This window comes from Actinoplanes sp. NPDC049598 (assembly GCF_040675435.1).
Lineage (GTDB): Bacteria > Actinomycetota > Actinomycetes > Mycobacteriales > Micromonosporaceae > Actinoplanes.
Genome location: NZ_JBFAOX010000003.1, coordinates 108882 through 123150 on the forward strand (window position 1 = coordinate 108882; position 14269 = coordinate 123150).

Below are 14269 nucleotides of genomic sequence, written 5' to 3' on the forward strand. Positions count from 1 at the left end.
AGCCCCACCGCACCCACCCACCCACCGCAACCACCCACCCACCGCAACCACCCACCCACCGCAACCGACCGCACCGTGGGGGTCTGGGGGCTCGGCCCCCAGGCAGGCATGCGAAAAATCCCCTGTCCGCGCACTCTGCGGACAGGGGATTCCCAATTTGTAGCGGGGACAGGATTTGAACCTGCGACCTCTGGGTTATGAGCCCAGCGAGCTACCGAGCTGCTCCACCCCGCGTCGGCTCCTTAACCCTACCCTGAGGGCGGCCGGCTTGCCCAATCCGGGGTACGCACCGGGCAAACCGCCCTGTATTTCCCGCCGCCGGGCTAGCGTCGTGTTCATGACCGCTGCCGTTGGCGACCGCCGGCTGGGGCGGCGTTCCGGCCTGGTCGTCGGCGTGGTCGTGTTGCTCGGGGTGCTCGGTACCGGCCTGGCGACCTTCGCCTTGCACAGCACGGCGCAGAGCTGGAGCAAGCGCGCTTTCGAGCAGCGCCAGGCCGTGGTCGTCGAGGTCGTCACGGCCGAGCTGATCCAGTACGGGCTGGCCCTGTCCGACCTGTCGGCTGCGCTCGGGGCGCAGGCCGAGCTCACGGCCGGCTCGTTCGGGGCGATCACCGCGCCGATCAACGGGCAGCGGCTTCCGGGCGCGGCCGAACTGTCTTTCATCGTCAGCGCCACGGATGCCACGACGGCCGCCACCCAGGCCGAGTGGCGCCGGCGGGGAAGCACCGGTTTGACCTTGGGCACTGGGGCGGCCGGCAGTGGGGAGCACTACTTCGCCGTGCTCGACCGGTCACTGATCGGTGGGACCGCGACGGTAGGGGCCGATCTGCGGGGTACGGCCGAGGCGGTCAGGGCGCTGCAATCCGCCCGGACCATGGGCGGGGTGTCGACCAGCCCCACTTTCGAGGCGCCCGGCTTCGACGGCCGGTTCTTCATCATGACCGCGCCGGTGGTCGCGTCCGCGCCGGCGGCCGACGCCGGCCGGTTCCGGGGCTGGATCGCGATGACCTTCAACGGGCGTGATTTTCTCGGCCCGACGCCGGGGGTGGTCGGCGGCGATCAGGTCAGCATCGACTTCGCCGACGTTTCGGGCGGGCCGCCGGTGACGATCGCCACCTGGCAGCCGGACGCCAAGGTCGACGGGAGTATGCCGGCCCGGGTGGTCGCGATCCCGCTTCCGGAGAAACAGTGGCAGGTCACCGTCCGCCCCACGGTCCGGCTGCTGCCGGCGTCGGAGTCCTGGCTGGCCCGGGCCGCGGCGGCCATAGGTAGCGTGATCACGCTGCTGTTGGCGCTGCTGACCGCCATCGTGGTGACCTCCCGGGACCGGGCGCTGCGCCGGGTCGATCAGGCCACGGCCGAGTTGCGGGACGACATCGAGCGCCGGGAGGCAGTCGAGCAGCGGCTGCGCCGCCGCGAGGAGGAACTGGTCGGTTTCGCCGGGGTGGTCGCCCACGATCTGCGCAGCCCGCTGGCCAACGTGATCGGGTACGCGGATCTGATGGCCGGGTTCGACGAGGGCGGGATGTCCGACCGGCAGCGGGGCTACCTCACCCGCGTACAGAAAAGCGCCACGCGGATGCGCGACCTGATCGACGACCTGCTCGCCTACGCGATGGCTGACAACACCACGCTGCGCATCGTCGACGTCAACCTGACCGAGTTGGTGGACAGCATCATCGCCGAACGTCTCGGCGGCGGCGCTCCCGCCGGCACGAGAATCGACTGCGGCCCGCTTCCCACCGTCTGCGGCGATCCCAGCCAGATCCGCCAGGTGCTCGACAACCTGATCGGCAACGCCATCAAGTACACCCCGCCGGACCGCACCGCCGAGATCACCATCAGCGCCTCCCCGGCCGCCGACGGTCTGTCCCGCATCGACGTGGCCGACCGCGGCATCGGCATCCCCGAGTCCCAGCGCACCGAGGTCTTCAACGCCTTCACCCGGGCCGAGGGCAGCGAGTCCTACCCCGGCACCGGCCTGGGCCTGGCCATCGTCCAGCGCATCATCGAACGCCACCACGGCACCGTGGGCGTGGAGCCCAACCCCGGCGGCGGCACCCGCTTCTGGTTCACCCTCCCCACCCAGCCCTAGCCCCAAGGCCCGGGCCGCGACCAGCTGCCCAGTAGCCCCCTTGACCACCGCACAAAGCGACGACAGCCGACCAACAAGTTCCAGAAAGCAGAAGACCCGGCCCGGCCCGCCCCGCACGCCGTCCTCGAAGCGCTCCACAAGACCGAGCAGCCCGCCCCGCACCCGCTTCTAGGCCCTCCGCCGCAGGCGCCCCACCGCAACCACCCACCCAGCGCACCCGACCGCACCGTGGGGGTCTGGGGGCTCGGCCCCAGGTAGGCATGCGAAAAAGCCCCCATCCGCGCACTTCGCGGATAGGGGCTTCCTACTTTGTAGCGGGGACAGGATTTGAACCTGCGACCTCTGGGTTATGAGCCCAGCGAGCTACCGAGCTGCTCCACCCCGCGTCGGCTCGTTAACACTAGCGCAACCGGGTAGTCCCCTGCAAAACGGGTGCTGGTGGCCCTCCTCACGGTGGGCCACCAGCGAAACCGTCTAGCCGCCCGGTGTTGCGGACGGTGCCACCGACGGTGCCGTCGAGGGCGCCGTTGATGGCGCGGTCGACGGGTTGGCGGTGGTGCCGTTGGCGGACTTCTGGGCGTTCTGGAAGTTGGTCATCGCGGTGTCCAGGGCCTGCAGCGCCTCGCCGTACTTGGCGAAGTCGCCCGACTGCTGGGCGGTCTTGACGTTGGCGATGGCCGTGTCGAGGGCCGCGGCGGCCTGGGCCAGCTCGCCGGTCAGCGACGCCGGCGGCGGGTTGGTGTTGTTGTTCCCGTTGCCGGTGTTGCCGCTGTTGTTGTTGCCGGTGCCCGAGGCGGCGTTCTTGCCCTGGGTGACCAGCTGTTCCAGGCCCTGTTTCAGGTTGTCGGCCAGCACCACGTACGTGCCGCCGTCGCCGTACGACATCAGGACCTTCTGCAGCAGCGGGGCCGCGTTGTCCTGGTTGCCGGTCTTCACATAGACCGGCTCGACATAGAGGACACCGCCCTCGACCGGCAGCGAGATCAGGTTGCCGTAGAGCACCTGGGACTGCGCGTTGTTGGACAGCAGGTTGAGCTGCTGTCTGACCGCCGCGTTGTTGGTCATCTTCTGATGGACCTGGACCGGGCCGGGAATGACCGTCTGGTCGGGTAGCTCGAGGACCTCGAGCACCGGTTTGTTGTCGACGTACGAGCCGGAGACGAGCGCGGCCAGGTTTTCCCGGTTGGCCGGGGTCACGCCCGCGGTCAGCTGGAATCTCGTGGCGTCCTGCTCCGGCAGCTGCACGTTCAGGTAGAACGGCGGCTGCTTGATGTTGCTGGACGGCGAGTCGGGCGCGTTCGGCACCTGCCAGAAGTCCTGGCCGGAGAAGTACGCCTGCGGGTCGGTCACGTGGAACTTGGTGAGCAGGTTGCGCTGCACCTTGAACAGGTCCTGCGGGTAGCGGAAGTGATCCTCGAGCGACTGCGGGGTCTCCGCCTTCGGGATGATCAGATCACCGCCGAACGCCTTGTTCCACGCCTTGAGCACCGGGTCGTTGTCGTCGAACTCGTACAGCTTGACCGTGCCGTCGTAGGCGTCGACCGTCGCCTTGACCGAGTTGCGCATGTAGTTGACATCGTCGCGGGCCAGGGCGAACTGCCCCTGCCCCGTGAGCTCGTCCCGCGTCTCGTTGGCCAGGTTGATCTTCTGGCTGTACGGGTAGGTCGCGGCCGTCGTGTAGCCGTCGAGGATCCAGGTGATCCGCCCGTCGACCACGGCCGGGTACGGGTCGCCGTCGATCGTGAGGAACGGCGCGACCTTCTCGACGCGCGAGCGCGGGTCGCGGATGTACATCAGCCGCGAGTCCTTGTTCACCGCGTCGGAGAGCAGGAAGTTGCTCTCGGTGTTCTTGACCGCGAAGACGAGCCGGCGGAAGAACGAGCCGATCGGCACGCCGCCCTTGCCGTCGTAGGTGTACAGCTCCTCGGCGTTGTTGTTCTCTTCCTGCGGCCGGTCGAACTCGACCTTCTTGTTCTTGTCCTCCTGGCCGACGATCGCGTACTCGGTGGACTGCTCGCCGAAGTAGATCCGGGGCTGGTCGACCTTGATCTCGTCGCTGGCCGAGGAGCAGCCGGGCGGGCGGTCGTCGCCGAGGAAGCCGGAGACGAAGTACGGCAGGCCACCGCAGACGACCTGGTTGGCCGGGGCCGCCACCAGGCCGTAGCCGTGGGTGTAGACGGTGTGCCGGTTGAGCCAGTTGCGCTGCTGCGCGGTCAGCTTGTCGTCGTTGATCTCGCGGGCGCCGACCACGTAGTCGGCGGTCTTGTTGTTGATCTTGTATCGGTCGACGTCGAGCTTCTTGCCGAAGTCGTAGAAGCCGCGGGACTGCTGCGACTGGGTGAAGGCCTGCGAGACCAGCTGCGGGTCGACCAGCCGGGCGTTCTGGGCGCTGGTGTCGGCGGCCAGCCCGCTCGGCGGGACGACGTTGTTGGCCCGATAGGGGGCTATCACCGTGTCCTGAATGCCGAACGCGGCCCGGGTCGCCTCGATCGAGCGCTTGATGTAGGGCGCTTCCTTCTCGGCGAGGCTGGGCTTGACCGAGAAGTTCTGCACGGCGAGCGGGTAGATGCCGCCGATGGCCACGGCCGAGATGGCGAGCAGGGCCAGCGAGACACCGGGCCATACCAGATTGCGCATGCCCGCGTTGGAGAACACGATGATCGCGATCGCCACCACGATGGAGATGTACGCGAGGATCTCCTTGGCCGGCAGCAGCGCGTTGACGTCGGTGTAGCCGGCGCCGTAGAGCCCCGGCGACACGTGCTGCTCGAGCAGCAGGGCGCGGCGGTCGAGCACGTACGCCACGGCCTTGAGCAGCACGAAGATGGCGACCAGAGTGGTCAGGTGGGCCCGGGCCGCGGTCGTCATGCGGTCGCCCACGCCCTGCAGGCGTACGCCACCGAAGATGTAGTGGACCGCGAGCGCGCCCAGCACCGACAGCACGACGGCCGTGAAGGCCACGCCGAGCACGTAGCGCCACATCGGGTAGTCGAAGACGTAGAACCCGATGTCCACGTTGAACTGCGGGTCCTTGACGCCGAAGTTGCCGCCGTTACGGAACAGCATCCAGTCTTTCCACCGGCCCTGCGCCGACAGCCCGGCGAAGAAACCGATGATCACCGTGATCACGGTGATCCAGGTGCCCAGACGGGGCGCGATGATCATGCGGTAGCGCTCGAGCGTGGCCTGCTCGGCCGAGTGCGGGCGCAGGAGCGGGCGCAGCCTGTAGGCGAGATAGAGGTTGGCGGCGATGATCACGGCCACGGCGATGCCGATGGCCAGGAACAGCAGGAGCCGGGTGAGCAGAACACCGGAGAAGACGTTGACGAAGTCGACTTCGTTGAACCACAGATAATCGGTGTACGCGTCGATGCCCCACCCGAGCAGCGTGAAAAGAAGGAAGACCCCGACCAGGACGCCGACGGTGACGCGACCGCGCCGGCTCATCCTCGGAAGAGGGCTATTTCGCATTACCAACGGAGGCTCCACAATTCAGTCGGGCCGGTGTCTCACAGTACGACATCTGTCACGCAGCCGAGCACGGCTTGGGGGTGCCGCCGCTGGTGAAGGTCTTGAGGGCGGTGAGCGCGTCGTCCACGGTGGCGACCTCGGCCATCGGCAGATCGTCGACCGCGTTCTTCAGCGCCTCGGCGCAGTTGTCCTTGGGGACCAGGAAGATCTGGGCGCCGGCCTTCTTGGCGCCGACCAGTTTCTGCGGGATGCCGCCGATCGGGCCGACCTCCCCGGCGTCGTTGATCGTGCCGGTGCCCGCAATGATCTTGCCGCCGGTCAGATCCTGCGGCTGGAGCTTGTCGAGGATGCCGAGGGTGAACATCAGGCCGGCGCTCGGGCCGCCGATCTTGTTCAGGTCGATCTTGACCTTGAACGGGGCGTCCTGCTTGGTGCCGATCTCGATGCCCAGCCGCGGCGTCTTGTCGTCCCCGCTGGCCTTGGTGGCGACCTGAGCCGTCGCGGCCTTGCCGGCCCGCGTGTAAGAGATGGTGAACGTGGTGCCGGCCGGCTTGGCCCGGACCACCCCGGTCAGCTTGTTGGGGTCGGTGATCTTCGTACCGTCGACGGCGGTGATCACGTCGTCGGCCTTGAGGATGCCGGTCGCGGCGCCGTCCTTGGTCACGGCCTTGACATACGTAAGGACGGGGTAGCCGAGCTTCTTGAGCGCGACGGTGACGGCGCTGGCCTGCGACTCCGTCCACTCCTCGGCGTTCTGCTGCTCGACCTGCTTCTCCGACTTGTCCGGCGGGTAGATCAGCTCGCGCGGGACGACCGCGTCCGACTTGCTGAACCAGCTGCTGATCGCCCACACCAGCTCGACCTGCGACTGCACGTTCACCGTGGTGAGCCGGAGCTGCCCGGCCGACGTCGAGGTCTTGGACGCATCCGTCACCTGGATCACCTCGGCGCCGTTGTCCGAACCGAGCGTGTTGACCGTCGGGCCCGGCTTCAGCACGACGTAAGGCAGGGGTGCGGCCATGACACCGACTGCCAGCAGGGCGGTGATCAGGGCGCCGAGGATTACCGTGACACCGCGACGTCTCATGCGCGTGAGACTATCGCTCCTCCCTGAGTGCTCTCTGAACTGACCTGAGTTCTCTCTGAGCTGACAGCGCCATCGGTCCGGAGCGGGCATTTCCCGCGTACGGTTGACGACGTGCCTGATATCCCGTTCGGCTTCTCCCTGCCGGGCGCCCAGCCGCCCGACCCCTCCGACCCGCAGCAGATGCAGCAGTTCATGGCGCAGCTGCAGCAGATGTTCGCCGGCCCCGGCAGCGGCCCGGTCAACTGGGACCTGGCCCGGCAGGTCGCGGCCAGCCAGCTGTCCGCGTCCGGTGACCCCGCGGTGAACATGTACGAGCGCAACCAGGTCGAGGAGGCGCTGCGCCTGGCCGACCTGTGGCTCGACCCGGCCTCGGCGCTGCCCAGCGGCATCCGCTCGGCCGCCGCCTGGAACCGCAACGAGTGGATCTACAACACGCTCGACGTCTGGAAGAAGCTGTGCGACCCGATCGCGGGCCGCATGGTGGGCGCCATGGGCGATCTCGTCCCCGACGAGGCCAAGGCCCAGCTCGGCCCCATGCAGTCGATGGTGGCCACGCTCGGCGGCGCCCTGTTCGGCGGCCAGCTCGGCCAGGCCCTGGGCCAGCTCGCGGCCGAGGTCCTCTCGGCCGGCGACATCGGCCTGCCGCTCGGCCCCCACGGCACCGCCGCCCTCGTCCCGGCCAACATCAAGGCCTACGGCGACGGCCTGGAGATCCCCGAGGACCAGGTCCGGCTGTACGTGGCGTTGCGCGAGGCGGCCCACCAGCGGCTCTTCGGGCACGTCCCGTGGCTGCGGGCGCACGTGCTGAGCGCCGTCGAGACCTACGCCAACGGCATCACCGTCAACCGCGAGGCCATCGAAGAGGCGATGAGCCGCGTCGACCCCTCCGACCCGGAGTCGATGCAGGCCATGGCGCTCGAGGGCATCTTCACACCCGAGGACACCCCCCAGCAGAAGGCGAGCCTGGCCCGCCTCGAGACCGCGCTCGCCCTGATCGAGGGCTGGGTCGGCCACGTGGTCGACAGCGCGGCCGGCGACCGCCTCCCGACGGTGGTCCAGCTGGGCGAGGCGTTCCGCCGCCGCCGAGCCGCGGGCGGCCCGGCCGAGCAGACCTTCGCCGCCCTGGTCGGTCTCGAGCTGCGCCCACGCCGGCTGCGCGAAGCGGGCGCCCTCTGGGCGGCCGTGGCCGAGCAGCGAGGCGTACAAGGCCGTGACGCTCTGTGGGGTCACCCCGACCTGCTGCCGACCGACGAGGACTTCGCCAACCCACAGGCCTTCGCCCAGGGCAGCTCCGACTGGGACATCAGCGAGCTCGACAACCTCGACAAGCCCGAGGACAAGGGTGACGACGGTAAGTAACTGACCGTAGCGGGTCCCTCGGCCACAGAAGTACGCAATCGAGCCGGGCCCCGCTTCGACGACGCGGCCGGGCTGCCGTCCCCAGCCCGTGCCGCGTGTTCCGGGCTGAGCTGCAACTCAAGCTCAGCCCGCCGTCGCGCCCAGCCCACTGCGCTCACTCCACTGGCGCCCAGCCCACACCGCCGCGCCCAGCCCGCACCGCCGCGCCCAGCCGACTGGCGCCCAGCTCGCATCGCCGCGCCCAGCCCACTGGCTCGCCCAGCCCAATGGCTCGCCCAGGCCGCACCGCCGCGCTCAGCCCCTTGGCGCGCTCAGCCCGCGCTCACGCCGCCGTCGCCGTCGCCGCCAGCTCATTCGCAATCAGCCCTTGCCCCGCGCTCAGCCCGCGCCGTAGCGGTCAGCTCGACCTCACGGTCAGCCGCCGAGCAAGGCCCGGGTGTTCTCCCAGCCCTCCAGCGCCGGATCGAGGGAAGCCAGCTCGGCCGGGCCGCGCAGACGGCGCCACTCGGGGGTCGAGGAGACGGCGCCGGGCTCGGGCGCCGTACGCCGCAAGATCTGGGCCGTCGCCGAGTCGAGATCGTGGTCGGCCAGCCAGGACGGCGCCGGCAGGCTCGTAGCCAGCCCGAGAAGCCCATTGCCGGCCCCACCCGCAGCCACCGCGACCGCTTTGGTCTCCAATGGCCGCAGAAGCTTCCCGAGGATCATCCCGGGCAGATCGGGAGCGTCCGCGGCGATCACGGCCGCCTGGTCGAAGCCGTCGGCCCCAGCAGCGGCCAGGACGGGCAGGAAGGTCGGCGTTGGCACCTCGTAGATCCGCATGCCGGGCCAGGCGATCTCCTCGGCCAGCGCCCGATCCTCAGGCGTCGCGGCGATCGCGGCCTCGGCCTGAGCGAGCCGGGCAAGCAGATCGACCACGTCCTCGGCCAGAGCCGCCCGCCACGCACCCCGATCAACGCCGGGCGGACTCCACTCGACGGGCACCAGGAGCGCAGCCACGAGCCTTTTCACCACGGCCCCACCCTATCCACGAGCGCCGCGCGACTCCCGAACCCCGTAACTGCCCAGGACCCGCCCTCCCAGGGGGCGCCCCCGCAGAGCATTCTTCCGTAAATCGCGAAGAGGCGTTGAGGGCCTGTGGATAACTCGCTCGGCGGTGTGCGCGGTGAGGCTCAGTCGTCGGCCAGGACGAGGCCGGTGGCGGCGGAGATGCCCTCGAGGTAGCCGCGGGCGCGCTCGGCCTTGGGGTAGCGGTTGACCAGCTCCCAGAAGCGGGCGCTGTGGCTGGGGACGACTAGGTGGGAGAGCTCGTGCAGGACCACGTAGTCGATCACCCAGTCGGGCATCTCCTGGATGCGGTGGGAGATGCGGATCGTGCCGTCGTCGGGGGTGCAGGAGCCCCAGCGGCCGTTCTGGTTGGTCACCCAGCGCACGCTGGCCGGCCGGACCTGTTCGGCGTGGTCGGACAGGTAGCGGCTCGTCAGGCGCCGGGCCCGGACGAGGAGCTCGTCGTCGGTACGCCGGATGCGTTCCTCGCGCGCCGCGAGACGGGCGAGCATGCGCTCGACCCACTCGGTCTCCTCGGCGCGGGAGAACCTGTCCGGGATGAGTACGACAACTCGCTCGCCGTCCCTGTACGCGGACACCGTGCGACGCCGGCGCTGGCTGCGCCGCACTTCGACGACAGGCTTACGCGTCCGGGCCATTACCGGCTCGCGCGGCCCAGATTCGGGTTCACGTTGAGACGCTAATCCGTGAGACCCATGTCACCGCAAGAGTACGGCCGATGACACCCGTCGGATATGAGTGCTTCCTCCCGGTATACCCGGAAAAATTTTCCACAGCCGCAACAACGATGACAGCGAGCCAACTTAGCGCACGCGACGGCGAGGCGCTCGGCGTCCGTTTTCTGACCGTTTGAAGGCAATCCCCGGCGTGTTGCGGCACAACTGCCCAAAAAGGGCGATTCCTCCCGGCAGACTCACGTCGGCGCCGACACCACCGGTGCCGCGCTGACATGGAACCGGCTTGACCTGGGTAGTGGACGGCCCTGACGGCTGGCCACACCCACGTGGTCGCGGAGCGGTCCAGCGCCGAACCAGGTTGCGGCCTGCCACTGCCAGCAGGCATCGGGCCGACCCCGGCCGACAACATTGACGAGGAGGAACCGTGGCCGACAACACGTACAACGGCTATTGCGTGAAGTGCAAGGAGAAGCGCGACTTCCAGGGGACCGTCGAGGTCTCGAAGACGGGCATGAACATGGCGAAGGGCAAGTGCCCGGTTTGCGGCACGACCGTCAACCGCATCCTGGGCAAGGCCAAGGCCTGATCGGGGCGCCTTCGCCGGAGCCTTAGGCCAGATCGAGGCATCCGGCAAGGCTGTTCACCCACCCGGGGAGGGCAGGTCGCCCTCCCCGGTGCATTCCTCCGGCAACGCATATCCACATCGAACCGGGCACGTTGAGTGAGGGTGTGGATAACTCCATAGCCTGTGGATAACTTGCCCGGGGCTGTGGATAACCCGCTTCAGGGGTCATGCGGGCCTGTGGACAACCAACTCGCTCCGCAGCCTTGCGGTGACATGCTGTTACTCGTGAACCGTCCCTTGCTCATTCCCGGGCTCCCCCGAGTCTGGCGAGACAACATCGAGCTCCAGCTGGGCGCCGACCCGGCTCGGGCCGTCCTGCTGCGCCTGCCCGACCACCGGGCCGCCGAGATCCTCGACCTGCTGGACGGCACCCGCCCCGAGCGCACGGTGCTGCTCCGCGCGGCCGAGCTGGGCATTCCGATCGACGAGGCACAGGCCGTCCTCGACTTCCTGCAGGCCGCCGGCCTGGCCCGCCCGGCCACCGCCCTGATCCCCCGCAAGCCGACCGGGGCCATCCACGAGCGCTTGATCAGCGAGGCGGCCGCCCTGGCCTTCCACGACCGCCGCACCGCCCCCATCGCCTGGCCGGCCGCCCAACGCGCCGCCGCCCACCACGCAGCGGCCCAGCAGGCAGCGGCCCAGCAGGCAGCGGCCCAGCAGGCAGCGGCCCAGCAGGCAGCGGCCCAGCAGGCAGCCACCCGGCGCCCAACCGCGCAGAGCCCGACCGCCCATCGCGCGTCCGGCCAGACCACGGCCTCCCAGAGCGCGGCCACGCAGAACGCGCCCGCCCAGAGCGCGGCCACCCAAAACGCGGCCACCCAGAACACGGCCACCCAGAACGCGACCGCCCACAGCGCGGCCACCCAGAACGCAGCCACCCAAAACGCAGCCACCCAAAACGCAGCCACCCAGAATGCGACCGCTAAGAACGCGACCGCCCACGGCACGAACGGTCAGAGCGGGACTGCCGAGCACGGCACTGGGCAGAACGCGGCCTCCCCGCGAGCAGCCGGTCGGGCCGCGCGGTCGCCAAGCGTGCGGGTGCGGACGCCGGCGACGACGTTGCGGCGACGGCAGGCGGCCTCCGTGGTGATCACCGGGCGGGGGCGGCTCGGGGCGCCGATCGCTGTCGCCCTGGCCGAGGCCGGCGTCGGCCACGTGCTGCCCGACATCTCGGGCACGGTCCGCACCGAGGAGCTCGCCGGTGGCCCTCTGCGCGAGGACGACGTGGGCAAGCTCCGCCGCGACGCTGTCATCGAAGCCCTGACCCGAGTCATGCCCGAGGTCAGCACCCGGCGGCTGCGGACGACGAGACCGGCGCTGGTCATCCAGCTCGACCACGACGGCCCGGCACCGCTGGTGGCCGCGGCCCACGCCGGCCGCGAGCAGCCGCACCTGTCGGTCACCATCCGGGAGGGCGCCGCCGTGATCGGCCCGCTGGTCCCGCGCACCGGTGGCCCCTGCCTGGCCTGCCTCGAGCTGCATCGTCTGGACCGTGACGCCGACTGGCCCGGCCCGGCCCGCTCCCTCACCCCCGAGCCGTGCACGGTGACCACCCTGTTGGCCGCCACCGCCTACGCCACCGCCGAGGCCCTCACCTTCCTCGACGGCGACGCCCCCGAAACCCTCGGCGCCTCCGTCGAGATCACCACCCCGGGCCGCTCCCGCCGCCGCACCTGGCCACCCCACCCCGACTGCGACTGCACCACCCGCCGACGCCCAACCTCACGCCCGACGCCCACATCCCGGCCAGCCACGACCCCCCGCCCGACCCCAGCACCGCGCTCGGTCTCAGCACCGCGCTCGACCCCAGCACCGCGGCCGACCCCAGCACCGCGGCGGTCGGCCGCAGCAGGGCAGTCAGCACCAGAACCGCGGCCGGCTCCAGCCGCGCAGCCGGCCACAGCACCGCACTCGGCCCCGGCACCGGGGGGCCCGTCCCAACGCCGCAACACAGCCGAGCACCACGGTCCGTCATAACACCTCAGCCCGACCCCACTGTGCAGTTAGCCACTGCACCGCAGCCGGCGCCAGCGCCGCGGCTCAGCACAACACCCCAACCTGGCTCGGCGCCGGGCCCGGGATCGGAGCCGATCCAGGAGCCGGGGCCGGTCTAGGAGCCGGGGCCGGTCCAGGGCCGGGCCCGGGCAGGAGCCCGGGCCGGGGCCGGAGCCGGGGCCAGGGCCGGAGCCAGGGCCGGAGCCAGAGCCAGAGCCGGGGCCAGAGCCAGAGCCGGGGCCGGGGCCGGAGCCGGAGCCGGAGCCGGAGCCGGAGCCGGAGCCGGAGCCGGAGCCGGAGTTTGCGGCGGGACGCCGGCTCGCCTATGCGCCGGCGACCGGCTCGACGGAGGTGACCGGCTCAGCGGAGGCGACCGGCTCAGCGGAGGCGACCGGCTCACCGCCGTGGTTGGGTGGGGAGGAGGGTTGAGGTTGTGGCGGTTTTGTGGAGGGGTGGGAAACTTGGAACGGACTTTTCGGGGTGAGCAGGGCAAAGCCGCCCCAGGCAGGCGGTTGAACGGCGCGGCGTCGGTCACAATGATCTGGTGAGCGATATACCGCGGCGGGCGGCGGCCCGGACGGCCAAGCTGGCCTCGCTACCTCTGGGGTTCGCGGGGCGGACTGCGCTGGGGCTGGGCAAGCGGGCTGTCGGGATCGCCACCGACGTCATCTCGGCCGATATTCAGCAGCGCACCGCCGAGCAGCTCTTCAGCGTGCTGGGGCAGCTCAAGGGCGGGGCCATGAAGTTCGGGCAGGCGCTGTCGGTCTTCGAGGCGGCCATGCCCGAGGAGATGGCCGGCCCCTACCGGCAGGCGCTGACCAAGCTGCAGGAGGCGGCGCCCCCGATGCCGGTGGCCAGCCTGCACAAGGCGCTGGCCGAGCAGCTCGGGCCGGATTGGCGTGGCCTGTTCGCCGAGTTCGACGACAGCCCGGCCGCGGCGGCCAGCATCGGGCAGGTGCACCGCGCGGTGTGGAAGCTGCCGCCCGCGCGTAAGAACGCCAAGCCCAAGACCGTGCCGGTCGCGGTGAAGGTGCAATATCCGGGTGCCGGTGAGGCCCTGCTGGCCGATTTGAAGCAGCTGTCCCGGCTGGCCGGCATGTTCAAGATCATCCAGCCCGGCATGGACATCAAGCCGCTGCTGGCCGAGCTCAAGGAGCGGATCACCGAGGAGCTCGACTACGCGATGGAGGCCGAGACCCAGCGGGCCTTCGCCACCGCGTATGCGGACGATCCGGAGATCTACGTGCCCAAGGTGATCGCGTCCGCGCCGCGGGTGCTGGTCACCGAGTGGGTCGAGGGCACGCCGCTGGCCAAGGTGATCAGCGACGGCACGGAGGACGAGCGGGACGAGGCGGGCCGGCTCATGGCCCTGCTGCACTTCTCGGCGCCGGCCCGGGCCGGGCTGCTGCACGCCGACCCGCATCCGGGCAACTTCCGGATGCTGGCCGACGGGCGGCTCGGCGTGATCGACTTCGGCGCGGTGGCCCGGCTTCCCGGTGGGCATCCGGAGGCGATCGGGCGGCTGGTGCGGCTTGCGCTGGAGGACGACGCCGACGGGGTGGCCGACGGGCTGCGCGAGGAGGGCTTCATCAAGCCCGACGACGAGATCGACGCCCGGGCCGTGCTCGACTTCCTGCGGCCGATGATCGAGCCGGTGGCGGTCGACGAGTTCCGGTTCACCCGGGCCTGGCTGCGCGGCGAGGCGACCCGGCTCAGCAATCCGCGCTCCCCGGCGTACCAGCTCAGCCGCAAGCTCAACCTGCCGCCGTCCTACCTGTTGATCCACCGGGTGACGCTGGGCTCGATCGGCGTGTTGTGCCAGCTGGAGGCCAGCGCCCCGTACCGCGGGATCCTGGAGGAGTGGCTGCCCGGGTTCGCCCCCGTAGCCTGAG

At 70.2% G+C, this 14269-nt stretch carries 9 protein-coding genes and 2 tRNA genes; 5 read left to right on the plus strand and 6 right to left on the minus strand.

Annotated elements, in window-relative coordinates:
• Positions 1-160: 160 nt before the first annotated feature.
• Positions 161-234, minus strand: a tRNA-Met gene (locus AB0J66_RS09150).
• A gap of 103 nt (positions 235-337) precedes the next feature.
• Between AB0J66_RS09150 and AB0J66_RS09155 the strand changes: the two genes are divergently transcribed.
• Complete coding sequence (locus AB0J66_RS09155) at positions 338-2095, plus strand: HAMP domain-containing sensor histidine kinase (RefSeq protein WP_364657649.1); 1758 nt, start codon at positions 338-340, stop codon at positions 2093-2095.
• A gap of 312 nt (positions 2096-2407) precedes the next feature.
• Here AB0J66_RS09155 and AB0J66_RS09160 read toward each other — a convergent pair.
• From AB0J66_RS09160 to AB0J66_RS09170, 3 genes are all read right to left on the minus strand, one after another.
• Positions 2408-2481, minus strand: a tRNA-Met gene (locus AB0J66_RS09160).
• Between the two features lie 88 nt (positions 2482-2569).
• Complete coding sequence (locus AB0J66_RS09165) at positions 2570-5542, minus strand: UPF0182 family protein (protein WP_364657652.1); 2973 nt, start codon at positions 5540-5542, stop codon at positions 2570-2572.
• Positions 5543-5621: 79 nt separating this feature from the next.
• A complete protein-coding gene (locus AB0J66_RS09170) occupies positions 5622-6653 on the minus strand; it encodes a PDZ domain-containing protein (protein WP_364657655.1) in 1032 nt (343 codons plus the stop codon).
• Between the two features lie 180 nt (positions 6654-6833).
• On the opposite strand from AB0J66_RS09170, the gene AB0J66_RS09175 reads away from it, so the two are divergent.
• A complete protein-coding gene (locus AB0J66_RS09175; RefSeq protein ID WP_364658659.1) occupies positions 6834-8012 on the plus strand; it encodes a zinc-dependent metalloprotease in 1179 nt (392 codons plus the stop codon).
• A gap of 414 nt (positions 8013-8426) precedes the next feature.
• On the opposite strand, the gene AB0J66_RS09180 is transcribed toward AB0J66_RS09175, so the two are convergent.
• Entirely contained in the window at positions 8427-9023 is a 597-nt protein-coding gene (locus AB0J66_RS09180) for a hypothetical protein (protein ID WP_364657657.1), read from the minus strand.
• Between the two features lie 158 nt (positions 9024-9181).
• Complete coding sequence (locus AB0J66_RS09185) at positions 9182-9715, minus strand: M48 family metallopeptidase (protein ID WP_364657659.1); 534 nt, start codon at positions 9713-9715, stop codon at positions 9182-9184.
• Between the two features lie 463 nt (positions 9716-10178).
• Between AB0J66_RS09185 and AB0J66_RS09190 the strand changes: the two genes are divergently transcribed.
• The 3 genes from AB0J66_RS09190 (at position 10179) to AB0J66_RS09200 (ending at position 14268) form a co-directional block, all read left to right on the plus strand.
• Complete coding sequence (locus AB0J66_RS09190; RefSeq protein ID WP_015625326.1) at positions 10179-10340, plus strand: DUF5679 domain-containing protein; 162 nt, start codon at positions 10179-10181, stop codon at positions 10338-10340.
• Between the two features lie 264 nt (positions 10341-10604).
• Positions 10605-12359 (plus strand): hypothetical protein, encoded by a 1755-nt coding sequence (locus AB0J66_RS09195; protein ID WP_364657662.1) that lies wholly within the window; start codon positions 10605-10607, stop codon positions 12357-12359.
• A 562-nt stretch (positions 12360-12921) separates the two neighbouring features.
• Positions 12922-14268 (plus strand): AarF/ABC1/UbiB kinase family protein, encoded by a 1347-nt coding sequence (locus AB0J66_RS09200; RefSeq protein ID WP_364657664.1) that lies wholly within the window; start codon positions 12922-12924, stop codon positions 14266-14268.
• Position 14269: the final 1 nt, after the last annotated feature.

What these genes read in the sequence shown, in the direction of transcription:
- AB0J66_RS09155 (WP_364657649.1), top strand. Translation starts at nt 338, where the DNA reads ATGACCGCTGCCGTTGGCGACCGCCGGCTGGGGCGGCGTTCCGGCCTG.
- AB0J66_RS09165 (WP_364657652.1), bottom strand. Translation starts at nt 5,542, where the DNA reads ATGAGCCGGCGCGGTCGCGTCACCGTCGGCGTCCTGGTCGGGGTCTTC.
- AB0J66_RS09170 (WP_364657655.1), bottom strand. Translation starts at nt 6,653, where the DNA reads ATGAGACGTCGCGGTGTCACGGTAATCCTCGGCGCCCTGATCACCGCC.
- AB0J66_RS09175 (WP_364658659.1), top strand. Translation starts at nt 6,834, where the DNA reads ATGCAGCAGTTCATGGCGCAGCTGCAGCAGATGTTCGCCGGCCCCGGC.
- AB0J66_RS09185 (WP_364657659.1), bottom strand. Translation starts at nt 9,715, where the DNA reads ATGGCCCGGACGCGTAAGCCTGTCGTCGAAGTGCGGCGCAGCCAGCGC.